The sequence below is a fragment of the Stenotrophomonas sp. As-7 genome (genome assembly GCF_030291015.1).
Classification (GTDB): domain Bacteria; phylum Pseudomonadota; class Gammaproteobacteria; order Xanthomonadales; family Xanthomonadaceae; genus Stenotrophomonas; species Stenotrophomonas lactitubi.
The window spans coordinates 1,730,012-1,755,231 of sequence record NZ_CP127405.1 but is presented as its reverse complement, the minus strand read 5'-3'; the positions used below and the strand labels follow the sequence as shown (position 1 = coordinate 1,755,231).

25 protein-coding genes and 1 tRNA gene are annotated in these 25,220 nt (G+C 66.2%); 9 read left to right on the top strand and 17 right to left on the bottom strand.

What is annotated here, in order from left to right; translation table 11 throughout:
* Nucleotides 1-79: 79 nt before the first annotated feature.
* The 5 genes from QP457_RS08255 to QP457_RS08235 form a co-directional block, all read right to left on the bottom strand.
* Complete coding sequence (locus tag QP457_RS08255) at nt 80-412, bottom strand: hypothetical protein (RefSeq protein ID WP_205403926.1); 333 nt, start codon at nt 410-412, stop codon at nt 80-82.
* A complete protein-coding gene (locus QP457_RS08250) occupies nt 412-759 on the bottom strand; it encodes a hypothetical protein (protein ID WP_089240231.1) in 348 nt (115 codons plus the stop codon). Before QP457_RS08250 ends, QP457_RS08255 begins: the two co-directional genes overlap by 1 nt.
* Nucleotides 756-1,586 (bottom strand): 3-deoxy-8-phosphooctulonate synthase, encoded by an 831-nt coding sequence (gene kdsA, locus QP457_RS08245; RefSeq protein WP_012510652.1) that lies wholly within the window; start codon nt 1,584-1,586, stop codon nt 756-758. Before kdsA ends, QP457_RS08250 begins: the two co-directional genes overlap by 4 nt.
* Before the next feature lie 88 nt (nt 1,587-1,674).
* The gene (locus tag QP457_RS08240; protein ID WP_100464696.1) at nt 1,675-3,339 is read right to left on the bottom strand and encodes a CTP synthase; all 1,665 of its coding nucleotides are present in this window, start codon (nt 3,337-3,339) and stop codon (nt 1,675-1,677) included.
* A gap of 401 nt (nt 3,340-3,740) precedes the next feature.
* Nucleotides 3,741-3,974: a hypothetical protein gene (locus tag QP457_RS08235; protein WP_089240228.1), complete on the bottom strand. Its 234-nt coding sequence runs from the start codon at nt 3,972-3,974 to the stop codon at nt 3,741-3,743.
* A gap of 160 nt (nt 3,975-4,134) precedes the next feature.
* Between QP457_RS08235 and parE the strand changes: the two genes are divergently transcribed.
* The 3 genes from parE (at nt 4,135) to QP457_RS08220 (ending at nt 8,351) form a co-directional block, all read left to right on the top strand.
* Nucleotides 4,135-6,024, top strand: a complete 1,890-nt coding sequence (gene parE, locus QP457_RS08230) for a DNA topoisomerase IV subunit B (RefSeq protein WP_205403927.1) — start codon at nt 4,135-4,137, stop codon at nt 6,022-6,024.
* A gap of 153 nt (nt 6,025-6,177) precedes the next feature.
* Complete coding sequence (locus QP457_RS08225) at nt 6,178-6,756, top strand: GNAT family protein (RefSeq protein ID WP_205403928.1); 579 nt, start codon at nt 6,178-6,180, stop codon at nt 6,754-6,756.
* Nucleotides 6,757-6,854: 98 nt separating this feature from the next.
* Complete coding sequence (locus QP457_RS08220; RefSeq protein ID WP_205403929.1) at nt 6,855-8,351, top strand: S10 family peptidase; 1,497 nt, start codon at nt 6,855-6,857, stop codon at nt 8,349-8,351.
* Between the two features lie 342 nt (nt 8,352-8,693).
* Here QP457_RS08220 and QP457_RS08215 read toward each other — a convergent pair whose 3' ends face one another.
* Nucleotides 8,694-9,815 carry an inorganic phosphate transporter gene (locus tag QP457_RS08215; RefSeq protein ID WP_099820083.1) on the bottom strand — a complete coding sequence of 374 codons (1,122 nt, stop codon included), beginning with the start codon at nt 9,813-9,815 and terminating at the stop codon, nt 8,694-8,696.
* Nucleotides 9,816-9,828: 13 nt separating this feature from the next.
* Nucleotides 9,829-10,455, bottom strand: a complete 627-nt coding sequence (locus QP457_RS08210; RefSeq protein WP_025878890.1) for a DUF47 family protein — start codon at nt 10,453-10,455, stop codon at nt 9,829-9,831.
* A 292-nt stretch (nt 10,456-10,747) separates the two neighbouring features.
* Here QP457_RS08210 and QP457_RS08205 point away from each other — a divergent pair, with 292 nt between their 5' ends.
* Nucleotides 10,748-12,052: a hemolysin family protein gene (locus QP457_RS08205; protein ID WP_223880018.1), complete on the top strand. Its 1,305-nt coding sequence runs from the start codon at nt 10,748-10,750 to the stop codon at nt 12,050-12,052.
* Nucleotides 12,036-12,689, top strand: a complete 654-nt coding sequence (locus QP457_RS08200; RefSeq protein WP_205403930.1) for an exopolysaccharide biosynthesis protein — start codon at nt 12,036-12,038, stop codon at nt 12,687-12,689. The genes QP457_RS08205 and QP457_RS08200 overlap by 17 nt, the downstream gene beginning before the upstream one ends.
* Nucleotides 12,690-12,853: 164 nt before the next feature.
* Here the strand turns inward: QP457_RS08200 and QP457_RS08195 are convergent, their stop codons facing one another.
* The 4 genes from QP457_RS08195 to QP457_RS08180 all read right to left on the bottom strand — a co-directional run bounded on the left by QP457_RS08195 (nt 12,854) and on the right by QP457_RS08180 (nt 16,040).
* Nucleotides 12,854-13,351: a pyridoxamine 5'-phosphate oxidase family protein gene (locus tag QP457_RS08195; RefSeq protein ID WP_205403931.1), complete on the bottom strand. Its 498-nt coding sequence runs from the start codon at nt 13,349-13,351 to the stop codon at nt 12,854-12,856.
* Between the two features lie 66 nt (nt 13,352-13,417).
* Nucleotides 13,418-14,413 (bottom strand): LLM class flavin-dependent oxidoreductase, encoded by a 996-nt coding sequence (locus QP457_RS08190; protein WP_180167592.1) that lies wholly within the window; start codon nt 14,411-14,413, stop codon nt 13,418-13,420.
* 191 nt (nt 14,414-14,604) lie between these two features.
* Entirely contained in the window at nt 14,605-15,372 is a 768-nt protein-coding gene (locus QP457_RS08185) for a sulfurtransferase (RefSeq protein WP_205403932.1), read from the bottom strand.
* A gap of 302 nt (nt 15,373-15,674) precedes the next feature.
* Nucleotides 15,675-16,040 (bottom strand): DUF6164 family protein, encoded by a 366-nt coding sequence (locus QP457_RS08180; protein WP_100552127.1) that lies wholly within the window; start codon nt 16,038-16,040, stop codon nt 15,675-15,677.
* A 68-nt stretch (nt 16,041-16,108) separates the two neighbouring features.
* On the opposite strand from QP457_RS08180, the gene QP457_RS08175 reads away from it, so the two are divergent.
* Nucleotides 16,109-16,543, top strand: a complete 435-nt coding sequence (locus QP457_RS08175) for an FKBP-type peptidyl-prolyl cis-trans isomerase (protein ID WP_205403933.1) — start codon at nt 16,109-16,111, stop codon at nt 16,541-16,543.
* On the top strand, nt 16,530-17,777 hold the full coding sequence (locus tag QP457_RS08170; RefSeq protein ID WP_240196352.1) for a TIGR03862 family flavoprotein: 1,248 nt from the start codon (nt 16,530-16,532) through the stop codon (nt 17,775-17,777). Before QP457_RS08175 ends, QP457_RS08170 begins: the two co-directional genes overlap by 14 nt.
* 25 nt (nt 17,778-17,802) lie before the next feature.
* Here QP457_RS08170 and QP457_RS08165 read toward each other — a convergent pair whose 3' ends face one another.
* The 5 genes from QP457_RS08165 to QP457_RS08145 all read right to left on the bottom strand — a co-directional run bounded on the left by QP457_RS08165 (nt 17,803) and on the right by QP457_RS08145 (nt 22,910).
* Nucleotides 17,803-18,264, bottom strand: coding sequence for a GNAT family N-acetyltransferase (locus tag QP457_RS08165; RefSeq protein WP_180167596.1), 462 nt, complete (start codon nt 18,262-18,264; stop codon nt 17,803-17,805).
* 43 nt (nt 18,265-18,307) lie between these two features.
* A complete protein-coding gene (locus QP457_RS08160; protein ID WP_180167597.1) occupies nt 18,308-19,930 on the bottom strand; it encodes an FMN-binding glutamate synthase family protein in 1,623 nt (540 codons plus the stop codon).
* A 45-nt stretch (nt 19,931-19,975) separates the two neighbouring features.
* Nucleotides 19,976-21,262: a nucleotide sugar dehydrogenase gene (locus QP457_RS08155; RefSeq protein ID WP_100552122.1), complete on the bottom strand. Its 1,287-nt coding sequence runs from the start codon at nt 21,260-21,262 to the stop codon at nt 19,976-19,978.
* Nucleotides 21,263-21,373: 111 nt separating this feature from the next.
* Nucleotides 21,374-21,826 (bottom strand): BLUF domain-containing protein, encoded by a 453-nt coding sequence (locus tag QP457_RS08150; RefSeq protein ID WP_240196353.1) that lies wholly within the window; start codon nt 21,824-21,826, stop codon nt 21,374-21,376.
* 58 nt (nt 21,827-21,884) lie between these two features.
* Nucleotides 21,885-22,910, bottom strand: a complete 1,026-nt coding sequence (locus QP457_RS08145) for a TraB/GumN family protein (RefSeq protein WP_286041426.1) — start codon at nt 22,908-22,910, stop codon at nt 21,885-21,887.
* 115 nt (nt 22,911-23,025) lie between these two features.
* Here QP457_RS08145 and QP457_RS08140 point away from each other — a divergent pair.
* Together QP457_RS08140 and QP457_RS08135 are read left to right on the top strand one after the other, a co-directional pair.
* A tRNA-Leu gene (locus QP457_RS08140) sits at nt 23,026-23,112 on the top strand.
* 176 nt (nt 23,113-23,288) lie between these two features.
* Nucleotides 23,289-23,768 (top strand): hypothetical protein, encoded by a 480-nt coding sequence (locus QP457_RS08135; RefSeq protein WP_205403936.1) that lies wholly within the window; start codon nt 23,289-23,291, stop codon nt 23,766-23,768.
* A gap of 8 nt (nt 23,769-23,776) precedes the next feature.
* Here the strand turns inward: QP457_RS08135 and hemN are convergent, their stop codons facing one another.
* The gene (hemN, locus tag QP457_RS08130; RefSeq protein WP_205403937.1) at nt 23,777-25,186 is read right to left on the bottom strand and encodes an oxygen-independent coproporphyrinogen III oxidase; all 1,410 of its coding nucleotides are present in this window, start codon (nt 25,184-25,186) and stop codon (nt 23,777-23,779) included.
* Between the last annotated feature and the right edge of the window lie 34 nt (nt 25,187-25,220).

Here is a 25,220-nt window from a genome sequence, read left to right as displayed (position 1 = left end):
TATGGAGAGGGGGCGACAAAAACGAATGCCGCGTGATTATCCCCGGCTACCCCTCACTTGCCAAATGGCCTGAGTGGCATCAGCCCCAGCTGGACCCGATCACGATCATCACCAGCGACACCAGCATCACCAGCAGCGCACCGGCAATGGCCGCGCACACCGCTCCGCGTCGCCGTCGCCAGGCCATCACCATCGCCACCAGGCTGCCCACGAAAGACAGCACCAGCGTGACCAGCGCGCCCAGCATCCAGTACTGCATGGCCTGCACGCCGTTGTTGCCATCCCCCGGGGGACGGAAGCTGGCGGCAAAGGCCAGCACGCCCAGCAGCAACGCGCCCCAGGCGAGCACCGACAGCAACAGGGCGATCAGGCCCCAGGGGCGACTGCGCGAGGGTTCAGGTGTCGTATTCATCAAAGCAGATCGTGCAGCAGGATGCCCACCCACAGCGACAGCAGGACCATCGCCAGTGCAGCGGTGACCCTGCCCCGGTTCAGGCGCCAGCCGAGCACCGCGGCGAAAAGCCCTGCGGAAATGGTCAGCACTTCGGCCACCGCCAGCGCGATGACGAAGGGCAGCAGGTTCACTACCGGGCCGCCCGCACTGGACGGACGCATACCGGCACCGAACAGCATGCCGATGGCGAATACGCCGGATACCGAGAGCAAGGCCAGACCGAGTGCGATCGGGCCCCACGGCCACTGCCGCCAGTGCCGGCGACGACGCTGGATCTCCAGCGCCGCCTGCGGGTGCTGACTCACGCGAAGCGCGAGAAGCCGTGCTTCTTGGTCACCGCGTCAAGCTCCATCAGGGTCTCGAGCAGGGCTTCCATCTGGTCCAGCGGCCACGCATTGGGGCCATCGGACAGCGCCTTGGACGGGTCCGGATGGGTCTCGGCGAACAGGCCGGAGATGCCCACGGCAACCGCGGCACGCGCCAGTACCGGCACATGCTCGCGCTGGCCACCGGAACTGGTGCCCTGCCCGCCCGGCAGCTGCACCGAATGGGTGGCGTCGAACACCACCGGGCAGCCGGTATCGCGCATCACCGCCAGCGAACGCATGTCGCTGACCAGGTTGTTGTAGCCGAAGCTGGCGCCACGCTCGCAGACCATGATCTGCTCGTTGCCGGTGGCCTTGGCCTTCTCGACAACGGGCTTCATGTCCCACGGCGCCAGGAACTGGCCCTTCTTGATGTTGACCGGCTTGCCGGCCGAGCATACCTTGCGGATGAAGTCGGTCTGGCGGACCAGGAACGCCGGGGTCTGCAGCACGTCCACCACCGAGGCCACTTCGTCCATCGGGGTGTACTCGTGCACGTCGGTCAGCACCGGTACGCCGATCTGCTTCTTGACCTCGGCCAGCACCTTCAGGCCCTCTTCCATGCCCGGGCCACGGAAGGCCGTGCCGGAGGTGCGGTTGGCCTTGTCGAAGCTGGACTTGAAGATGAAGTTCACACCGAGCCTGTCGGTCACTTCCTTCAGCTTGCCGGCGGTATCCAGCTGCAGCTGCATCGACTCGATCACGCAGGGGCCGGCGATCAGGAACAGGGGCTGGTCCAGCCCGACCTCGAATCCACACAGTTTCATGGCGTTTCCTTGTTGTCCGCTACACCGGCAGTGCCGGTGCGCTGGGGTTGAAGCGAGCAAGATGGGGGCCGGCGGCCCCCATGACAAGTCAGGCGCGCACTTCCTGCAGCAGCTTGCCACCGGCCTTGCGCTCGCGCGCGGCACGGATGAAGCCGATGAACAGCGGGTGGCCATCACGCGGGGTGGACAGGAATTCCGGGTGCGCCTGGCAGGCCAGGAACCACGGATGCTGGTCGCGCGGCAGTTCGACCACTTCCACCAGGGTGTCGTCCATGGACTTGCCGGCGATCACCAGGCCTGCGTCTTCCAGCTGGGTGCGGTAGCGGTTGTTGAACTCGTAACGGTGGCGGTGACGCTCGGCGACCACGTCCTTGCCGTACAGCTCGCGGGCCAGCGTGCCCGGCTTCAGGCGCTGCTCCTGCAGGCCCAGGCGCATGGTGCCGCCCAGGTCGCTCTTGTCGTCACGCTTTTCCACGTCGCCGGTGGCGGTGCGCCACTCGGTGATCAGGCCGATCACCGGATTCGGCGACTGACGATCGTTCTCGGTGCTGTTGGCGTCTTCCAGGCCCACCACGTGGCGCGCGTAGTCGACCACGGCAGCCTGCATGCCGTAGCAGATGCCGAAGTACGGCACCTTCTGCTCACGGGCGTACTGCGAGGTGAGGACCTTGCCTTCGAAGCCACGGTCGCCGAAACCACCCGGCACCAGGATGCCGTCGACATCGGCCAGCGCGGACATGTCGCTGCCTTCCAGGTCCTGCGCTTCCAGCCACTTCAGGGTGACCTTGGTGCGCTGGCGCAGGCCACCGTGCTTGAGTGCCTCGCCGACCGACTTGTAGGCGTCCTGGTGGTCGATGTACTTGCCGACCACTGCGATGGTCACCGCATCCAGCGGATGCAGGGTGGCATCGACGGCGTCTTCCCACATCGACAGGTCGGCCGGGCCGGCCTTGTCGGCCAGCTTCAGCTGGTTGATGACGATCTCGTCCAGGCCCTGTGCGTGCAGGCCCATCGGAATGCGGTACAGCACATCGACGTCGGGCACGCTGATCACCGCGCGCTCGGAGACGTTGGTGAACTGGGCGATCTTGCGACGCTCCGAATCCGGCACCGGCTGTTCCGAGCGGCACAGCAGCACGTCCGGCTGGATGCCGATCGAGCGCAGTTCCTTCACCGAGTGCTGGGTCGGCTTGGTCTTCAGTTCACCGGCAGCGGCGATGTACGGCACCAGGGTGAGGTGCATGAACAGTGCCTTTTCCGGGCCACGCTCGGTGCGCACCTGGCGGATCGCCTCCAGGAACGGCAGCGACTCGATGTCACCGACGGTGCCGCCGATCTCCACCAGGGCCACGTCGAAGCCCTCGGTGGCTTCGTCCATGCAGCGACGGATCTCATCGGTGATGTGCGGAATGACCTGCACGGTCGCGCCCAGGTAGTCGCCGCGGCGCTCCTTGCGGATCACTTCTTCGTAGATGCGACCGGTGGTGACCGAGTTCTTGCGGCTCAGGCGGGTGCGCACGAAACGCTCGTAGTGGCCCAGGTCGAGATCGGTTTCGGCGCCGTCGTCGGTGACATACACCTCACCGTGCTGGAACGGGCTCATGGTGCCCGGATCGACGTTGATGTACGGATCGAGCTTCATCATCGTGACCTTCAGGCCACGCGCTTCGAGAATGGCGGCCAGTGACGCGGCGGCAATACCTTTGCCGAGCGAGGACACCACGCCGCCGGTTACGAAAATCAAGGGAGTCATGGCTGCAAGCATCCTGTCTGGAAATGGAAAACGGCAGCGCCACGCCTGCCCGGGGGGCGGGCGTGGAGCAGAAAGGGGGTTTTCCGGTTCGCTGGAGCAGCGAGGGAGGTGCGGGCCCGGCCGACGCCAGGCGCCAACGGGGAACCACCCTGCGAGGTCGGGGCGGCCGTGCCGGTCACTTCGACCGTCACCTGCGACCCGCTTTGCTGGAGGCCACGCTTGGCCGTGCCAGCCCATTCGCAAATGGTGGACACGCACTTACTCCCGGAAAGCCATAGTTTACAGATAGATGGCCGCCAACCCAAGGGGCAGGTGACGCCATCGGCAAAAAGAAACGCCCCGCTGGGCGGGGCGCTCATGGGTGAAACCCTTGTGGCAAGGGCTTCGCAGGGGCAGAAGAATTACTTCTTCTTGCGTGCCTCTTCCTCTTCTTCCTGCTGCGGCACCGGCTGGCCCTTGGCCTTCATCTCGGCATTGGCCTGCGCGCGGCGCTTGGCCTTGGCGTCGGCTTCGGACTGCGCCTTGTCGGCCTGGTCACCCTGCTGCGGAGCAGGCTGGCCGGCGTTCTGCGCCAGCACCATCGGCACTGCAACAGCGGCGGCAGCCAGGATCGCAATGGTCAGCAACTTCTTCATGGAGTCCTCCTCGCGGTATGGCTCGGATGTGGGGGGCGCCGGTGTTCGGTTCCAGCGGCTGCCATTTTACCCCCTCCCCGCCAACGAGGCTGAACCGCAGGCGTGCAAATTCCCGGTCCAGACCGCACACTTGCCCGTCGCTCCACGCTTTCGAAGACAGATGAACGCCCGCTATAACGCCGCCGATATTGAAGTCCTGTCCGGCCTTGACCCGGTCAAGCGCCGCCCCGGCATGTATACCGACACCGCGCGCCCGAACCACCTGGCGCAGGAAGTGATCGACAACTCGGTGGACGAGGCCCTCGCCGGCCATGCCCGCTCGATCGAGATCACCCTGTTCAAGGACGGCAGCGTGGAGGTCAGCGATGACGGCCGCGGCATGCCGGTGGACATCCATCCGGAAGAGAAGATCCCGGGCGTCGAGCTGATCCTTACCCGCCTGCATGCCGGCGGCAAGTTCAACAACAACAACTACACCTTCTCCGGCGGCCTGCATGGCGTCGGCGTCAGCGTGGTCAATGCGCTGTCGACCCTGGTGGAAATCCACATCAAGCGCGAAGGTGCCGAACATCGCATCACCTTCCGCAACGGCGACCGCGCCTCGCCGCTGGAAGTGGTCGGCACCGTCGGCAAGAAGAACACCGGTACCCGCCTGCGCTTCTGGCCGGACCCGAAGTACTTCGATACGCCCAAGTTCGCCGTGCGTGCGCTCAAGCACCTGCTGCGCGCCAAGGCCGTGCTGTGCCCCGGCCTGACCGTCAAGCTGACCGACGAAGCCACCGGTGAAGTCGATACCTGGTACTACGAAGACGGCCTGCGCGACTACCTGAAGATGGAGCTGGGCGATCGCGAATCGCTGCCGGCCGATCTGTTCGTCGGCAACCTGAAGAAAGACACCGAGATCGTGGACTGGGCCGTGGCCTGGCTGCCGGAAGGCGAGCTGGTGCAGGAAAGCTATGTCAACCTGATCCCGACCGCGCAGCACGGCACCCACGCCAACGGCCTGCGCACCGGCCTGACCGAAGCGCTGCGCGAGTTCTGCGACTTCCGCAACCTGTTGCCGCGCGGCGTCAAGCTGGCCCCGGAAGACGTGTGGGACCGCGTGTCGTTCGTGCTGTCGCTGAAGATGACTGACCCGCAGTTCAGCGGCCAGACCAAGGAACGCCTTTCCTCGCGCCAGGCCGCCGGTTTCGTCGAAGGCGCCGCGCACGATGCGTTCAGCCTGCTGCTGAACCAGAACGTGGAGCTGGGCGAGAAGATCGCGCAGATCGCCATCGAACGCGCCAGCGCGCGCCTGAAGACCGAGAAACTGGTTGTCCGCAAGAAGGTCACCCAGGGCCCTGCCCTGCCCGGCAAGCTGGCCGACTGCATCAGCCAGGACCTGTCGCGCACCGAACTGTTCCTGGTCGAGGGCGACTCGGCAGGCGGCAGCGCCAAGCAGGCCCGCGACAAGGACTTCCAGGCGATCCTGCCGCTGCGCGGCAAGATCCTCAACACCTGGGAAGTGTCCTCCAACAGCGTGCTGGCCTCGGAGGAAGTGCACAACCTGGCGGTGGCCATCGGCTGCGATCCGGGCAAGGAGGACATCAGTGGCCTGCGCTACGGCAAGGTGATCATCCTCGCCGATGCCGACTCGGACGGTCTGCATATCGCCACCCTGCTGACCGCACTGTTCCTGAAGCACTTCCCGGCACTGGTCGATGCCGGCCACGTGTTCGTGGCGATGCCGCCGCTGTTCCGCATCGACGTGGGCAAGCAGGTGTTCTACGCCCTGGATGAGGAAGAGAAGCGCTCGATGCTGGACAAGATCGAACGCGAGAAGATCAAGGGCGCCATCAACGTGACCCGCTTCAAGGGCCTGGGCGAGATGAATCCGCCGCAGCTGCGTGAATCCACCATCCACCCGGACACCCGTCGCCTGGTGCAGCTGACCGTCGACGATCGCGAGCAGACAAGCTCGCTGATGGACATGCTGCTGGCCAAGAAGCGTGCATCGGATCGCAAGGGCTGGCTGGAGAGCAAGGGCGATCTGGCTTCGCTGGAAGTCTGACGCTCGCGGCCCTCCTGTAGAGCCGAGCCCACGCTCGGCTGCATTTCGCGCCGTGCCGGGCAGCCGAGCATCGGCTCGGCTCTACAGACATCACGCCCCCATCGGCAAACCCTGCGGGTCCATAATGCGCGCTTATCCGCGTGGACGACCCCATTGCCCGCCAACTCGCTGCTGTTTCCCGGGCTGCCGCTGCACAGCGCGCGCCTGGTGCTGAGCCCCATCCGCCGCGATGACGCCGCGGCCCTGTTCGCCCTGCAATCCGACCCGGACGTGATGCACTGGTGGAACCACCCGGCGTGGACGCGTCCCGCCGAAGCACGCGCGCAGATCGACGACGACCTCGCCGCACAGGCGACCGGCACGCAATTGAAGCTGGCCCTGCGCGAATCGGTGGACGGCCCGCTGCTGGGCATCTGCGTGGTGTTTGCGCTGGATCGCGACGCCGCCCGCGCCGAAATAGGCTATCTGCTGGCACCTGGGAGGCAGGGCCATGGCTACATGCATGAAGCGCTGCAGCGGGTGCTGGCCTATCTGTTCAACACCCTGCAACTGCATCGGGTGGAAGCCGAGATCGATCCACGCAACGAGGCCTCGGCACATGTGCTCGAACGCCTGGGTTTCCACCGCGAAGGCCTGCTGCGGCAGCGCTGGCGTATCCGCGGTGAACTGTCGGACTCGGCCGTGTATGGGCTGCTGGCCGACGACGCTGCGCCAGCTGCCACCTCGGCTTGACCGGATCAGGCCGCAACGCTGGCCCATGCCTTTGGACACATACGGTAGGCGGCACCCCGTCCTAGCATCGGGGTCCCTTCCGCTGCCGTTCCGGTGCCATGAAGTTCCTGCTGCACTCTGCCGCGCTCTGCGTCGGCCTGCTGATCGCCCCTGTCTGCGTACTGGCCGCTCCTGCTGCTGACAGCGCCTCCGAAACGAAAGAAGAAAAGACCGAGGCCGCTCCGCTGCCGGCCGATGCGTCGGCTCGGCAGAGCATGCGCCTGGCGGGCCGCACCCTCGACTACACCGCCACCGTCGGCACGCTGCCGGTACGCGATGCGAAGGGCAAGGTGATCGCCGATGTGGTGTTCACCGCCTACACGATGCCGGGCAAGGACCGGCCGGTGACCTTCGCCCTCAATGGCGGCCCCGGCGCGTCGTCGGTGTACCTCAACCTGGGCGCCATCGGCCCGAAGGTGGTGACCTTTGGTTCGGAAGGCGACAGCGCATCGGCGCCAGCGAAGCTGCACGACAACCCCGGCACCTGGCTGGACTTCACCGACCTGGTGTTCATCGACCCGGTAGGCACCGGCTTCAGCCGCGCGCGCATCGGCGATGACGAAGCGAAGAAGCAGCTGTACACCCCCAGCGCCGACATCGAGTACCTGTCGCGCTCGATCTACGACTGGCTGCTGCGCAACCAGCGCATGGGCGCGCGCAAGTACCTGACCGGCGAGAGCTACGGCGGCTACCGCGGCCCGCGCATCACCCACTTCCTGCAGACCCGCCTGGGCGTGGCGATGAACGGCCTGGTGCTGGTGTCGCCGTACCTGAGCCCGACCCTGGAAGACAACGCCGATGTTTCGCCGATGGCGTGGATGCAGACCCTGCCCTCGATCGCGGCCGCGCACCTGGAGCGCCAGGGCAAGCTGACCGACGCGGCGATGCGCGAGGTGGTGGAGTACACCCGCGGCGACTACGCCACTGCGTTGATGAAGGGCCGCAGTGATCCGCAGGCGACCGAGGCGATGCTGCGCCGGGTGGCCGCGTTGACCGGCCTGGACCCGCAGTTCGTGCGCCGCGCCGGCGGCCGCCTGGAGACCCAGGCCTACCTGCGCGAGGTGTTCCGCGACAAGGGCACGCTGGGCAGCCGCTACGACTCCAACGTCACCGCGTTCGATCCGTTCCCGAACGATCCGGAGCAGCGCGCCAACGATCCGCTGCTGGACAGCATCATCGCGCCGACCACCACCGCGATGGTCGACTTCGTCACCCGCGAGGTCGGCTGGAAGGTAGATGCGCGCTACCAGGCGCTGAACTACGACGTGAACCGTCTGTGGGATCGCAATGGCGACCTGCGCGAGGGTGCAGTGACCCAGCTGCGCCAGGCGGTGGCGATCGACCCGCATCTGCAGGTGCTGATCGTGCATGGCTGGAATGACCTGTCGTGCCCGTTCATGGGCTCGATCCTGACGGTGGACCAGATGCCGACGATGGGCAGCAATCCGGACCGCGTGCAGGTGCGCAGCTATCCAGGCGGGCACATGTTCTACAGCAGGGCTGACAGCCAGGCGGCGTTCCGCAGGGATGTGCAGGCGCTGTTCCAGCGTAATTGAGGGGTGTGTGGGCCGGGCCTGCGGCCCGGCACCCGCAGAGGCCGGAGCAACGGCAAAGGCTCGGTCTCTGGAGGGCGGCGGGATGGGGTGGGTGTGCAGGACACGCCGTAAACCCGTCCTTGGGGGCTCGATGGCGCCATCCATGGCGCCAACGGTCCTGCACACCCACCCCACCCCGTCGCTGGCAGGTTCACGCGACCTGCAGTAGATCCACGCCATGCGTGGATACGGGAAAATGATCTGCCATGAAAAAAGCCCGCCGGAATCCGGCGGGCTTTTTGATTTGCCGGGGTCAGATCCTTTTCCCGTAGGGAAAGGGCTCTGCCCTCAATGCCTCGGGCTTCAGGCCCAGCCGAACAGCTCGAACAGCTTCAGGATCAGGTAGGCGCAGCCGCCTGCCGCCGGGATGGTCAGGATCCAGGCCCAGACGATGCGCTCGATCACGCCCAGACGCAGCGAACGCGGGTTCTTGGCGAAGCCGACGCCCATGATCGCGGTCGAGATGCTGTGGGTGGTCGACACCGGCATGCCGAAGTGGGCAGCCACGGTCAGCACGGTGGCCGAGCTCGTTTCCGCGGCGAAACCGTGGATCGGATGCAGCTTGACCATCTTGTGGCCCAGGGTCTTGATGATCTTCCAGCCGCCCGAGGCGGTACCGGCGGCCATCACCACGGCGCAGGTCAGCACGATCCACATGGCGATGCCATCACCGGCGTGCGCGTCCGGATGCATGAAGGCCAGCCACGACGGCAGGTCGTTCAACGCACCGGTCGCTTCGGCACCGATCAGGGTCATGGCGATGATGCCCATGGTCTTCTGCGCATCGTTGTGGCCGTGGGCGAAGCCCATGTAGGCCGCCGAGGCGATCTGTGCCTTGCCGAAGAACGCATTGACGATGCGCGGGCGTGCCAGCCGACCGATCGCGCCGCCGATCTTGGCCAGGCCTGCGATCAATGCCCACAGCAGCACCATCACCACGATGCCGAGCAGGAAGCCGGCGATCGGCGAGGTGATCATCGGCACGAACACCTTCCACAGCAGGCCCTTGTTCTGCACCCAGCTGCCGAAGCGTTCCGACCAGATCAGCGCATCCCAGTTGTTGTGGGCTGCGGCCAGGCCGGCACCACACAGGCCGCCGATCAGCGCGTGCGAGGACGAGGACGGCAGGCCCTTCCACCACGTGATCAGGTTCCAGATGATGCCGCCCAGCAGCGCGCACAGGATCACCTGCGGGGTCACATCGACCACGTTGGTGTTGAGCAGGCCCGATGCGATGGTCAGGGCCACGGCGGTGCCGGTCAGTGCACCGAGCAGGTTCATGAACGCGGCGAGCATCACCGCCCAACCGGGCGAGAGCACCTTGGTCGCCACCACGGTGGCGATGGAGTTGGCGGTGTCGTGGAAGCCGTTGATGAACTCGAAAACGAGCGCGGCCAGGATCACCACCAGAACGAGGGTCAGCATGCTGTGGCGTCCGTCAGCTGTTCTTCAACACGATCTGGTACGCCACCACACCGGCTTCGCGGCAGCGGTCGATGGCCTTTTCCAGGATCTCGAAGAATTCCTTCAGCAGGAACATCTGCAGGTTGTCCAGGCGACCGGAGTAGATGTCGCGGTACAGCTCGAGCATCAGGCGGTCGGCTTCGTTTTCCAGCGAACGCAGGCGCTCGTTGAGCGCGGTCATCCGGTCCAGGTTCATGTGGCGCAGGTCGGCGACCATCTCCACCACCACGCCGGCGGCCTGCTCCAGCATCGCCGCGCGCGGCGCGAAGTCGATGTGCTCCAGGTGGGTCGTGGCCAGCGAATAGCGATCGGCGAACTTCTCGATCTGCTTGGGAATCTTGTACAGGGCCGAGCCCAGCGCTTCGATGTCTTCGCGCTCGATCGGGGTCATGAAGCTGTCCACCAGCGCCTGGCTGATCTTGTCCGAGGCCGCGCGTTCGCGCAGACGCGCCAGCTTGAAGGCATCCAGGGCGGGCTGGCGATCGGCGTCGCGCAGCATCGAATGCAGTGCCTTGGCGGCATCGGAAGCCGCGACGGCAGCCTCATCGAGCAGGGTGTAGAACTGTTTGCCGGAACCGAAAATGGTCTGCAGAGAGAACATTGAGAAACCTGTCAGCCGTCGCGGGAAGGACGGCACCAGGGCGAATTATGACGGCTAGATGACCATCACGGGTATCCCTGCCCCCTTTTCGGGGCTGGAAGGCCCAAAACTGAACAGGCATTTGCCACCCAGCCACGGCCCTTTGCTAAGATGCCAGCGCGCCCTCGGGCGCACCTTATGGACGACGACCCTTATCCCCCAGCGCCGCGCCGGACCCTGTTCCTGAGCGCCTGCCGCCATCGCAAGCACCCGCCCTCCCTGCCACCAACCGGGGACGATGCCCGTGTTTGAAATGATCCTGATTGTCTTCGCGCTCGTTCTGTTGAACGGCTTCTTTGCCATGTCCGAGATGTCGGTCATGACCTCGCGCAAGAGCCGGCTGAAGCAGCTGGCCGGCACCTCCAAGCGCGCGGCCAAGGCACTTGAGCTGTCGGAGAAGCCGGAAGCGTTCCTGTCCACCGTACAGATCGGCATCACCGTGATCGGCGTGCTGACCGGCTTCCTCGGCGGCGAAGCGCTGGGCGAGGCCATCGGCGGCTGGATCCAGGGGCTGATGCCGGGCTTCGCCTATGCCGGCGCGGTTGGCAAGGCGCTGGCAGTCACCTTCATCACCTTCATCACGCTGATCTTCGGCGAACTGGTGCCCAAGCGCCTGGCCCTGACCCGCTCGGAGGACATCGCTGGACTGGTGGCGCTGCCGATGAGCTGGCTGGCCAAGCTGGCCTTCCCCTTCGTCTGGCTGCTGTCAAAGACCACCCAGCTGGTGCTGCGCCTGTTCGGCCTGGGCAAGGACGAGGTCGCCTCGGTCACTGAAGAGGAGATCCGCATGCTGGTGGCCGAGAGCCACGAAGCCGGCGTGATCGACAGCCACGAACGCGACATGATGAACCGCGTGATGCGCCTGGGCGACCGTACCGCCGACAGCCTGATGACCCCGCGCAACCGGATCGCCTGGCTGGACACGCTGGGTGGCCTGGACAAGAACCTGGAGATCATGGCCGAGCATGAGTTCTCGCGGTACCCGGTGTACCGCGACAACGACATGGACGTGGTCGGCGTGCTTGAGCTGAAATCGCTGGCCACGCGCATGGCACGCGGCGACAACGCGCTGTTCCAGACCCTGCGCGAGCCGCTGTACGTCTCTGAATCCACCCATGCGATGAAGCTGCTGGAGATCTTCCGCGAAGAACAGCAGTCGATGGCGCTGGTGGTGGACGAGTACGGCGAGATCCAAGGTCTGGTGACCATCAGTGACCTGATGGGCGCGGTGGTCGGCCGCCTGCAGGCGACAGAGAATGCCGACGAAGACGCGCTGGTGGTGACCCGTGAAGACGGTTCGCTGCTGGTGGACGGCTCGCTGCCGATCGAGGACCTGCGCGAGTTGATCGGCAGCAACGACCTGCCCGACGCCGAGGATGGCGACTACTACACCCTGGCCGGCATGTGCATCCACTTCTTCGGTCGCATCCCGCACGCGGGCGAGTACTTCGACTGGGCCGGCTGGCGCTTCGAGGTGGTCGATCTGGACGGTGCGCGCGTGGACAAGCTGCTGCTTCGCACCCTGTCCGATGAGCAGGCCGATGAGCTCACCGCCTGAGTCCGGCCCCGGCGCTGCGTCGCCGGAGTACCGCAACGAGGGCATCCGCACCCTGCTGGCGATGTTCGCCTTCGGTGACCCGGCCCAGCACATGAAGCTGGGGCAGATCCTGCAGGATCTGCAGCAGAGTGCCTTCGGTGTGTTCCTGTTCGTCGCCATCCTGCCGACCTTCATCCCCATCCCGGGGCTGGGCGGCGCGGTCAGCGGGCCGCTGGTGATCCTTATCGGCCTGCAGATGCTGTTCTGCATGCGCCGGCCTTGGCTGCCCGGCTTCGTCGCCCGTCGCGGGCCAAAGCGCGGCACCATGCACCGGTTCCTGGACCGCATCGACGGTGCCCTGCGCCGCCTCGACCGCATGCTCAAGCCGCGCATGCCACAGATGCTGACGCCTGCCCCCGCCCACGCCTTCAGCGGCCTGCTGCTGGTGCTGCTGGGCCTGCTGCTGTCGCTGCCGATTCCATTCACCAACTACCTGTTTGGTTTCCAGCTGCTGCTGTTCGCGCTGGCGCTGCTCGAGCGCGACGGTGCGCTGATGTTGTTCAACTGGGTGGCTGCCGTGGTGGCGATCGCATTCTTTGGTTTCAGTTCCGGGCAACTGGTGGGTTACACCGTCGAACTGTTCCAGCGCTGGTTCTGAGCGCAGGCAATTTCCGGGCGTTTCCCATCCACGCATGGCGTGGATCTACTTCGAATCACCTGCATCCACGCATGGCGTGGATCTACTTCGGATCACCTGCATCCACGCGTGGCGCGAATCTACCTTGAACCCAGTAGATCCACGCCATGCGTGGATGCGGCACCTCAACGCAGGTCGATGAAGCCGTTGTCGCCCAACTGTGCCGGCTCATCCTGCACGGCCGACAACACGAAACTAAGGGCCGAGCCCAGCAGCGTGCCCGGCCCGTCCCAGTATTCGGCGGTCTCCGCACGCACGTGGATCAACCGCAATTTCGGATCATCGGGACCACCGGGAAAGAACAGCTTCATCGCCGGCGACCAAAGCTCTTCGACCTTGGCGCGGTCATCGACGATGCGCGCCACACCCGCCACCGAGACATACGTGTTCTTCGACGGTGAGGCATAGGCCACGTTGACCCGTGGGTCGAGCGCGATCTCCGCCACCTTGGGGCTGTCTGCAGCGGTGGCGAACCACAGGTCACCATCGAAGGCGACCTGCTGGGTGCCGAGCGGGCGGCTGTAGAGACGCCCGTCGACGCCGCGGGTGGTGAACATCGCCACCTCCACGTCCTTGATCAGTTCGGCCAGCCGGGCAATGTGTTCGGTGCGGGACTCGTCCATGGGGGACTCCAGAGAGGGGAACCCCATCAGACGCGTTCGCGCCGCAAATTGCCGTGACGCAATTGTTCAGCCCGCGTGGCGGGCGTGCCAGGCGTGCATCGCCAGCTCGAACGATCGCAGGCGTGCGCGATGGTCGTACAGGTTGGCGGTAAGCATCAGTTCGTCGGGCTGGTGGCGTTCGACGAAGGCTGCGATGCCGTCGGCCACCTGCTGTGGATCACCCAGCACCGTGCACGCCAGCGCCCGCTCCACGCCCAGCTTCTCGTGCGGTTCCCAGAACGCTTCGATGTCATCGATCGGCGCCGGGATCTTGCCCGGACGGCCACGACGCAGATTGACGAAGCTCTGCTGCTGGCTGGTGAACAGCCGGCGCGATTCGGCTTCGCTGTCACTGGCCACCACGTTCAATGCCAGCATCGCGTGCGGCTGCTTGAGCGTGGCCGAAGGGCGGAATTCACGGCGGTACACCGCCAGCGCTTCATCCATGGAATCGGGGGCGAAGTGCGAGGCGAAGGCGTACGGCAGGCCCATCGAGGCGGCCATGCGCGCGCCGAACAGGCTGGAACCGAGGATCCAGGTCGGCACCCGCAGCCCGCCACCGGGTACGGCCTGCACAGCCTGACCGGGCTGCACCGGCTCGAAGTAGTGCAGCAGCTCGCGCACGTCCTGCGGGAACTGGTCGGCGCTGTCGAAATAGCGGCGCAGGGCGCGCGCAGTTGGCTGGTCGGTACCCGGTGCACGGCCCAGGCCCAGGTCGATGCGATCCGGGTACAGCGAGGCCAGGGTGCCGAACTGCTCGGCCACCTGCAGCGGCGCGTGGTTGGGCAGCATGATGCCGCCGGCGCCGACACGAATGCGTTTGGTGCCACCGGCCACATGGCCGATCAGCACCGCGGTAGCGGCACTGGCGATGCCAGGCATGTTGTGGTGTTCGGCCAGCCAATAGCGGCGGTAGCCCAGCGCATCGGCATGCTGGGCCAGCTCGAGCATGTTGGCGAAGGCGGCAGTGGTATCGCTGCCCTCGCAGACCGGGGCCAGGTCGAGGATCGACAACGGGATCATCAGGCGGTTTTCCGTTACAGGATCCCCTGTTGATGGGGTCGCCCCGCCCCGGCGGCCAGTGCCGGTAGCGGGACGCTGATTCCTGTGGGACGGATTCAGCGCCACCGGCCTGTGTAGAGCCGAGCCCACGCTCGGCTGCATTTCCCCGGTGCACAGCAGCCGAGCGTGGGCTCGGCTCTACACAAGGCGGGTCAGAACGCGCTGGGGCGGGGTTCCGGCAACGGCTCGTCCACCAGCGGCTTCAGTTCGGCGTCCAGCGCAACGCGTTCGTCGAACACGAAGCAGCGGCCTTCGTAACCCTCGCCACCCACTTCCTCGAAGTAACCGAGGATGCCGCCATCGAGCTGCAGCACGTTGTCCATGCCGTCGTTGAGCATCCACAGCGCTGCCTTCTCGCAGCGGATGCCACCGGTGCAGAAACTGACCACGGTGCTGTCCTTCAGCGCCTCGCGATGGGGTGCCAAGGCTTCGGGCAGATCGGTGAACTTGTGGATGGGCAGTACCAGCGCGTCCTTGAAGGTGCCGTACTCGATCTCCTGCAGGTTGCGCGTATCGAGCATCACTACCGGCTTGCCAGCATCATCGTGCCCCTGCCGCAGCCAACGCTGCACGGTGGCGGGATCGATCGCCGGCGCGCGCGGGTAGTCCAGCGGCTGGCCATCGTCCCGGCGGAAGCTGATGATCTCATCCTTGACCTTGGCCTTCAGCCGCGCGAACGGCTGGTGCTCGCTGAAGCTGGTCTTGACCCGCATGTCGGCGAAGCGCGCATCTGCACGCAGTTCCGCATAGAAGCCATCGATCGCAGACGGTGCACCCGCCAGGAACAGGTTCAGCCCCTCGCCCGCCACCAGGATCGTGCCCTGCAGGCCGGACGCCTCGGCACGCGCCTGCAGCTGGTCGCACAGGGCCTGCGGAGCGTCGATGACGGCGAAATGATAAGCAGCGGTATTGGCGATCATCCCGCCATTTTACCGCCTGACCGCCCCCATCGACAGATTCACGGGTCGGAGCCCTCTGCGCAGCGGAGGGATCCGACCCCGCAGATCACGGGAACTGTCAGAGGCGGGGCGGTGTGGGCAGGCGGGGGCGCAGAGCGCCATGGATGGCGCTCTACGAGGCACGCAGGAGCAGCTTTTGCCGTCCCCGCCCGCCCACACCGCCCCGCCCACCACGGAACGCCCGCCGTTGCTGTTGCTGTTGCTGTTGCTGTTGCTGTTGCCGTCGCTTCTGCGGGTGCCGGGTGCAACCCGGCCGAACACCCTTACCCCCGCAGCAGCATGAACGGCAACAGCACCAATGCCGCCGCCACCGCCATGCCCAGCAGCACCAGCACCACGAACCCAGGGCGGCGCCGGAACAGGCTGCCAAAGGTCTCGGCGGTGCCATCGCGCAGGGCCTGCTCGCGCTCGGCGCGCACCCGCACGCCGCGGGCCGCCTGGTACTCGGCCATCAGCGCCTTGGCACGCGGCTGGTCGGTATCCTCGCGCAGCCACAGGCCACCATTGGAGATGCCCCAAGGGCTGGGTTCGGTGCGGTACCAGGCGATGCCATGCTGGTCGAGCAGCGTGCAGACATCGGCATATTCGTCGTTGCCGACATTGCGCAGATTGAGCAGGAGTTTTGCCATGTGCCAATGATACCCGGCGCCGATGCGCTAACCTTGCCGCCCTTGACTCATCACCCACGGAGACGCCGATGCGCCGCCTGCTGCTTCCCCTGCTGCTGTCCCTCGCCGCCGTTGGTTGCTCGTCGGAACCGCCTGGCCCGCCGCCGGGAGGCACCATCGCCGCTTTCGAGCGCATCGATACCCAGCCCGGCACCGGCGCCGAGGCCGTGCCGGGCCAGAAGGTCAGCGTGCATTACACCGGCTGGATCTACGACGAGCGCGCCGACAACAAGCACGGCAAGACCTTCGACAGTTCGGTCGAACGCAGCGAGCCGTTCACCTTCACGCTGGGCGCCGGCCAGGTCATCCGCGGTTGGGATGAAGGCGTGGCCGGCATGAAGGTCGGTGGCAAGCGCACGCTGATGATTCCGCCGGAATTCGGCTATGGCGATCGCCAGGTCGGCCCGATCCCGGCGGGTTCATCGCTGGTGTTCGATGTCGAGCTGCTCAATGTCCAGCAGTGAAGTACGCCCGCCGCGCCGCGTCGCCGTCATCGGCGGCGGCCCGGCGGGGTTGTTTGCCGCTGAGAGGCTGCGCGCGGCTGGGATCGACGTTGATCTGTACGAGGCCAAGGGCTCGCCGGGCCGCAAGTTCCTGATCGCCGGCAAGGGGGGGCTCAACCTCACCCATTCCGACCCGCGTCCGCTGTTTGACAGCCGCTACCGCGAGCAGGCCGCCAGCGTCGGCCAATGGCTGGACGGCTTCGACGCACAAGCGCTGCGCGACTGGGCGGCTGGCTTCGGTGTGGACACCTACGTCGGCAGTTCCGGCCGCGTGTTCCCGGTCGACCGCAAGGCCGCACCGCTGCTGCGCGGCTGGGTTCGCCGGCTGAAGGAACAGGGCGTGCGCCTGCACGTCAACCATCGCTGGCTGGGCTGGGGCGAAGACGGCGCACTGCGCTTTGCCACCGAGACGGGTGTGCTGGACGTGCGCGCCGACGCGACCGTGTTGGCGCTGGGTGGCGGAAGCTGGCCGCAGCTGGGCAGCGACGGCGCATGGGTTCCGGTATTGCAGGCCCGCGCCGTGGATATCGCGCCGCTGCAATCGGCCAACTGCGGATTCGACGTGGCGTGGACACCGTTCTTCGCGCAGCGCCATGCGGGCGCGCCGCTGAAGCCGGTCGTCGCACATTGGCATGGCCTGGACGGTGAGCCCCGCTCGCTGCAGGGAGAATGCGTGGCCAGCGAGTACGGTATCGAAGGCAGCCTGATCTACGCCCTGTCGGCCGACCTGCGCGACACCATCAACCGCGACGGCCACGCCACGCTGTGGCTGGACCTGGTTCCGGGCCGCGACGAGGCACGCCTGCAGTCCGATCTCTCGCAGCCGCGCAAGGGCCGCAGCTTCGGCGAGCACCTGCGTCGCCAGGCTGGGCTGGACGCCGTGAAGACCGCACTGGTATTCGAAACGCTGGGCAAGGATGCCGGCAACGACCTCGCCGCGGTAGTCACCACATTGAAGCACCTGCCGCTGCGCATGCTGCGCCCGCGGCCGATGGCCGAGGTGATCAGCACCGCCGGCGGCGTGCGCCTGGATGCGCTGGACGATGGATTGATGCTGCGTGCCTTGCCGGGGGTGTTCTGCGCGGGAGAAATGCTGGACTGGGAAGCCCCGACCGGTGGCTACCTGTTGACGGCCTGCTATGCCAGCGGACTGCGCGCGGCAGAGGGCGTGACCGCGTGGTTGGCCACGCGTTGATCAAGGTGCGGTAGCGCCGGGCACATCAGGCTGGCCGGCGCATTTTCACCGAAGCCAATGCCACGCCACTGGGATGCGGATACAGTTCCTCGCGTTCGGCAACGAAGCCTTGCCGCTGGTAGAACGGCACGGCATTGAGCGAGGCCGACAACACCACCTCGCGTGTTGGATCGGCCATCGCCAGCAGCCGCTGCATCAGCGCCTGGCCAACCCCCTGCCCGCCCTGAGCCGGATCAACGAACAGCGCGTCGATCTCATTACCCTCGGCATCGAGCACACCGAACCCCAGCACGTCGCCCCGATCATCCTCGGCGACGACACAGCCGCCCTGCCCCAGCAACCGCGAGTACTGCACCGGCGGTGGCGATGCCGACCACGGCGCGATCACCTCCGGCGGATAGTGGCTGCTGCACAGCTCGCGTACGCAACGCGTTCGCAAGGCCCACAGCGTGCTTACATCATCGTTGGTGCCGGTCCTGAACTGCATGCAATCTCCGTATGCGTCTGCTTTTCATGTCCTGCAACGCGGCTCATCGCGACTTGCTGGCCCGCAGCGCCTGGATCTTCGGCGGCGGCTGGAAGGAATCACTGCGCGCATCGGCCCAGAACGAATGGAACACCGCGTGGTCGGGCACCTTGTGCAGCAGCTCGCCCGGCTCCAGGTAGCGGTACAGCGAGGCCAGCGAACGGATCTCGACCGGCGACACCCGGCGCAGGATGTGTTCCGGGCCAAGCTCGGCCGGATCGTTCAAGCCCGCCGCACACAGCAGCTCCTTCAGCGCGTGCAGGGTGTGCTCGTGGAAGCTGTACACGCGCGTGGCCTTGTCCGGTGCATCCAGATGCTTCCAGCGCGCCGGATCCTGGGTAGCGATGCCGGTTGGGCACTTGTCGGTATGGCAGCTGAGCGACTGGATGCAGCCCAGCGCGAACATGAAACCGCGCCCGGCATTGCACCAGTCGGCGCCCATCGCAATGGTGCGGGCGATATCGAACGCGCTGGTTATCTTGCCGGCCGCGCCGATGCGGATGTGCTCGCGCAGGTCCAGGCCCACCAGGGTGTTGTGCACCAGCAGCAGCGCCTCGTGCATCGGCACACCCACGTGATCGACGAACTCGGCGGGTGCCGCACCGGTACCGCCTTCGGCGCCATCGACGACGATGAAGTCAGGCAGCAGACCGGTTTCGTGCATCGCCTTGGCGATGCCGAACCATTCCCACGGGTGGCCGATCGCCAGCTTGAATCCCACCGGCTTGCCACCGGACAGCTCGCGCAGGCGGGCGACGAACTGCAGCAGTTCAACCGGCGTGGAGAACGCCGAATGGCGTGACGGAGAAACACAGTCCACGCCCATCGGCACGCCACGCGTCACCGATATCTCAGCCGTCACCTTCGGCGCCGGCAGCACGCCGCCGTGGCCCGGCTTGGCGCCCTGCGAAAGCTTGATCTCGATCATCTTGACCTGCTCAAGCGCGGCGTTGATGGCGAAGCGTTCCTCGCTGAAGCCGCCCCTCTCGTCACGGCAACCGAAGTAGCCCGAGCCGATCTCCCAGACCAGGTCGCCGCCCATCTCACGGTGATACGGTGAAATCGAGCCTTCGCCGGTGTCGTGGTAGAAGCCACCGCGGCGCGCGCCTTCGTTCAATGCGCGGATCGCATTGGCCGACAGCGAGCCGAAACTCATCGCCGAGATGTTGAACACGCTCGCCGAATAGGGTTTGGCACAGTTCGCACCGATCAGCACGCGGAAATCGTGCTTGGCGATGGTGGTCGGCGCCAGCGAATGATTGATCCATTCGTAGTCCACCGCATAGGTGCTGCGCAGGGTGCCGAAGGGCACCGTATCCATCTGGTTCTTGGCACGCTGGTAGATCAGCGCGCGCTGCTGCCGCGAGAACGGCACATCCTCCAGATCGCTCTGCACGAAGTACTGGCGGATCTCCGGGCCGATGGATTCCAGGCCGTAGCGGAAGTGCGCCATCACCGGATAATTGCGGCGCAGGGTGCTGCGCTTCTGCAGCAGGTCCCAGGTCCCCAGCGCCACCATCGCAGCTGTAAGGCCGACGCCCCAATACCAGGCCGGCCAGATCGTGGCCAGCCACAGGCAGATCGGAAACATCAGGATGGCGAGCAGGTAGACGATATACCGGTGCATGGCGTTCCTCGGTTGCAACTGCCCCCGAGTCTACCGCGCAAGCACCTACAGGCGATCGTCGACCACGCTGCGCGGCCAGGCAGACTTCACGTCGTAGACCAATCCACCGGGCGCCAGCAGGCTGCGGATATGGGCATCGTCCATCGCCTTGAAGCTCTCATGAGCCACCGCCAGCACCACTGCGTCGTAGCTCCCCGCCGTCGGCTCAGCCAACCAGTTCACACCCTCGTCCGCCAGTGCGGCCGGCCCCACCCACGGATCGCTGACATCCACCTGCGCGCCGCCGTCGGCCAGCCGCTGGGCCAGTTCCAGCGCGCGACTGTTGCGCAGGTCCGGGCAGTCCTCCTTGAAGGTCACGCCCAGCACCAGGATGCGCGAGTGCGCCGGTGAGCGACCGCGTTCGGCCAGCATCGCCAACACACGATTGGCCACATGTTCGCCCACCCGGTTGTTGACCTGCCGCGCAGTATGGATGAGGTCGGGGTGGTAGCCCACGCTTTCGGACTTGTGCAACAGGTAGTACGGGTCCACGCCGATGCAGTGGCCTCCCACCAGCCCCGGACGGAACGGCAGGAAATTCCATTTGCTGCCTGCCGCGTCGAGCACATCCTGGGTGTCGATGCCGAGGCGGTCGAAGATCAATGCCAACTCGTTGACCAGCGCGATGTTGACGTCGCGCTGGATGTTCTCCACCACCTTGGCCGCTTCGGCGACCCGCATCGACGGCACCGGGAAGGTGCCAGCGGTGATGATCCGCTGGTACAGGCCATCGACCACCGCAGCCACCTGTGGCGTTGAACCGGACGTGATCTTGCGGATGTCGGCCAGGCGCCGTTGACGATCGCCAGGGCTGACCCGCTCTGGGCTGTAGCCGCAGTAGAAATCCTCGTTGAAGCGAAGGCCCGAGCCCTGCTCCAGCAGTGGTACGCAGACTTCTTCGGTGGTGCCGGGGTAGACGGTGGATTCGTAGATCACCAGGTCACCGGCGCGAAGATGGCTGGCGATGAGTCGCGTCGCCGAGCGCAATGGCTCCAGATCGGGCTGCTCGTAGGCATCGATCGGTGTGGGCACGGTGACGATGTACACGTTGCAGGCGTCCAGCTGCGCCGGATCGCTGCTGTAGCGCAGCAGCGACGCGCTGGCCAGTTCGTCCGGCTCCATCTCCAGCGTGTGGTCCTGCCCGCCAGCCAGTTCGGCGATGCGCGCAGCGTCGATGTCGTACCCCAGCGTGGGCAGCTGCCGGCCGAAAGCCACCGCCAACGGCAGCCCGACATACCCCAGGCCGATGATGGCCGGGGACGGCATCTGTGCTGCGCCGATCGGCGCGCTCACGCGCGGCGTCCAGCAGCTGGCGACGGTGTCCAGTGGGTCATGCGAGGGTCCGGGTGCAGGCAAACATGCCGACAAGATTAACCGCGGCAGCGCCGCCAGACCACGCCGGACTCAGGATCCGAGGCTGACGGCAGCCGGCTCGAGCTCGCCGTGGCCCCCGGTCCAGGCCCGCAGCAACAGGCAGAAGCCGTGGTCCAGATGGTTCTGTTCCAGACTGAAACCGTGCCACGGGGCCGCCACGATGCTGGCCAGCGTCGCCGGATCCACATGCCGGTTGGCCATCGTCCAGCGCGGGAACCAGCGGGTCGCGATCGGGCCTGCGGCAAGCTGGACGACGCTGCCGTGGCGCCGCGCGTTGCTGATGCGCGCGTGCACCGAGGCCAGCCCATCGCGTGGGCCTTCGATGTACTGCAGGAAACGGCTGCCATCGAACATCAGCACCCCGGTCACTCCGGCCATGCGATTGAACGCCGTCGCATCGGCCAGCAGCGCATCGAGCTCAGGCACGTCCAGTCCCTCCCTGGCCGTGCTGACATAGGCGTACGCATGCAACGGCATGTCCATCACTCCCCTCCTGAGTGCAGAGGAATATGACAGGAAGCACGAGGACTTCAAGCGTTGGTTATTCCGGCGGCGCCTCTACCTGGTAGCCGCGCTGCACCAGCGCGTCCAGATAGCCTTCGCCCAGCAGCAGGCTCACCGGCACCGTCGCGAACGTGCCAGCGTGGTGGGTCAGCGCCGCATCCACGCCCTGCAGCCAGCGCGTGCGCACCTGCTGTGGCATGTCGCTCCAGCCACGCCTGCGCACGAAGGCCGAATCCTGCAGCAGTTCGCGGCAGGTCTGGGCCATCGCCGAGCCCGACAGCCGACGCAGTGCGGCAACATCGCCGAGTGCCCAGGCATTGGCCCGCTCACGCAACACCGGTGCCTGGAACTCCACGGTGTCGAGCGTGCGTTCGAAGCATGCGCGGTCATCGACTTCGGTGGCCTGCAGTTCCTTCAACGTGCCACGGATGTCGTCGACCTTCAGCTTCACCTGCACATCTTCCGGCTTCAGATCGCGGGCCTTGTAGGCGCGCCCGAGTGCTTCCTTCACCTGCTTGCCGTCGCGGAGGCCGTTGCGCTTGAGGAACGCCTGGTACAGGCGACCGGAGGCCACCAGCGGACGGTCCTTTTCCACGCCACGGTCATTGCCCAGGTAGGTCTGTTTCAGCCCCAGCCAGCGTGCGTACGTTGCCGCCGGCAGGATCTGATCCAGCGTGCGCCCCTGCGGATCACGCGCGGTCTTCATCGCCAGCGGCAGCAGGGTCAGGCCCTTGAACACACCGATCTTCGCATCGAGGCTGAAACCAGGATCGCCCAGCACATGGTCGACACCGGCGATGGTCCGTTCGACTTCATCCGAGCGCCATTGCACGCCGCTTGGCAACGGCGAGACCGTTCCCAGGATCCACAGCACATGCCCCTGTGGAGCGGTGACCTTCCAGAGGCCGGGGCCGGGTTGTTCGCCGGTCACCTGCACCGTGTCCATGTCCACCACGGGGCCCGTGGGTGCTGGTGCCTGCTGCGCGGCGGCCGGGCCTATCGCCAGCATCAGCCCCAGCACGGCACTGCATCCGATCCATCGCCTGCCACCACGTGCACGCATATCGCCATTCCCGGAAACGTTGGCGGACTGTACCCAGCCCCGCGTCGGGGTGCGTAAAAGCAGCGTTAGCCGACGGCAGCGGCGGCGATTCCGTTACAATCGGCGCGCGCTGCAGGCCCGGATGGCGAAACTGGTAGACGCATCGGACTTAAAATCCGCCGGGGGCAACCCCATGCCGGTTCGATCCCGGCTCCGGGCACCACCCAATCACGCATCGACGCCCCTGCAAAGGGCCAGCGCACCGCTGGTTCAACAGCAGCCCGTTGAAAGGAATGCAGCCATTCGGCTGCCGTTGCCGCGATCAGGACGCCTTCAGGCCCGCATGGCAGAATCGACTGCGCCGCCCCGGCCGCCGAACGACGCACAGGGACATCACCCATGAAGTGGATGTGGCTCGCATCATCGCTGGCGCTGGTCACGCTGCTCGCCCAGGCCACCGCGCCCGCATCGGCACAGAGCCGTTCGGACAGCCACCGCAACCTCGACGGAAGTCGGGATATCCGCAACAGCGACGGCTCGTCCAGCCGCATCAAGCGCGATCTGTCCGGCCGCGTGATCGCCGAGCACAGCAACGGCAGCCGTTCGACCACCACCACCGATCTGAGTGGCAGCAAGCGCACCATCCACAGCGATGGCAGCTACTCCAACAGCAGCACTGACCTGAGCGGCAACATCCGTACCGAGTACAGCAACGGCGCCTACTCCATCAGCAAGCGTGACTTGAGCGGCAGATGGCGCACTGAGTACAGCGATGGCTCCTACTCGACCAGCGTGCGCGATCTCAGCGGCAACTGGACCACCACCTCCAGCGGCGGCATGGCCGCGCGCCACCCCGAACGCGGCGTCGGCAAGCGCTGAGGCTGCGCTCAGATCGCCCGCGAGTAGCGAGGCTGCTCCTGGGCAACACGCAGATAGGGATCGAAGCACATCGCCAGCAGGCGCAGCAACGGCCGTCCGGGCTCGCTGGTGCGCACCACGCCGTCGCGGTACTCGGCCAGGCCATCCTGCTGCAGGCGCTGCACGGCCTGCAGGTCTTCAGCGAAATAGGTCTCGAAGTCGATGCCATGGCGCTGTGCCAGTGACGTGCCATCCACTTCCCCCTGGCACATCAACTGCTGGATCAGCTCGGCACGCAGCTCGTCGTCGGCACTGAGCGCGACGCCGCGCCAGACCGGCAGTTGCCCCTGGTCCACTGCGTTCTCCCACGACGGCAGGTCGCGCGGATTCTGGCTGTAGGTGGCACCGATGTGGCTGATCGCGCTCACGCCGAGGCCAAGCAGATCGGTGTCGGCATGGGTCGTATAGCCCATGAAATTGCGATGCAGCTGGCCGGCGCGCTGGGCACGCGACAGATCCTCTTCCGGCAATGCGAAGTGGTCCATGCCGATGTACTGGTAGCCGGCTGCGGACAGGCGCTCCACCGCCAGGCCCAGCAGCGCGAGCTTGTCTTCCGGCGAAGGCATGCGGCTTTCGTCGATCTGCCGCTGCGCGCGGAACAGGTGTGGCAGATGCGCATAGCCGTACACCGCCAAGCGATCCGGGCGCAGCGCCAGCACCAGTTCCAGGGTGCGGCCGAAGCCCTCCAGGCTCTGCCCGGGCAGACCGTAGATCAGATCGACATTGACCGAACGCATGCCGCTGTCGCGGCACGCGCGCAGGATGTCCAGCGTCTGCCGCACGCCCTGCACGCGATTGATCGATTCCTGCACCTGCGGGTCGAAATCCTGCACACCCAGGCTGGCGCGGTTGAAACCGAGCCGGGCCAGCATCGCCACGTCGCTGGTGTCGATGAAGCGCGGGTCCAGTTCGATGGAAAAATCACGCTGCGAGGAATCGCTGAAATCGAAGCGCCGGCGCAGGCCCTCGACCAGTGCGGTCATCGCATCGGCATCCAGGAAATTCGGCGTGCCACCGCCGAGGTGCAGCTGGATCACTTCACGGCCGTCGGCGAACTGCGGCGCCAGCAGGTCCGCCTCGGCCAGCACGCGTGACACGTAGCTGTGGCCACGTCCGCGGTCGCGGGTGATCACCCGGTTGCAGCCACAGTAGAAGCAGGGGCTGGAGCAGAACGGCACATGGACGTACAACGACAGCGCGCGCGCCAGCGGGTTGCTGTCGGCGATCGCCTGGCGCAGCGCCGGTGCATCGAAGCCGTCGTGGAAGTGCGGTGCGGTGGGATAGGAGGTGTAGCGCGGGCCGGGCCGGTCATGCCGGCGCAGCAGATCGGGATCGAAGGTCCAGGCCAGGCCACCGGCAGCGGGAGAGAACGTGTCCATGGCGCCAGCATCGCGCCAAGCCAGGCGGTGCGCC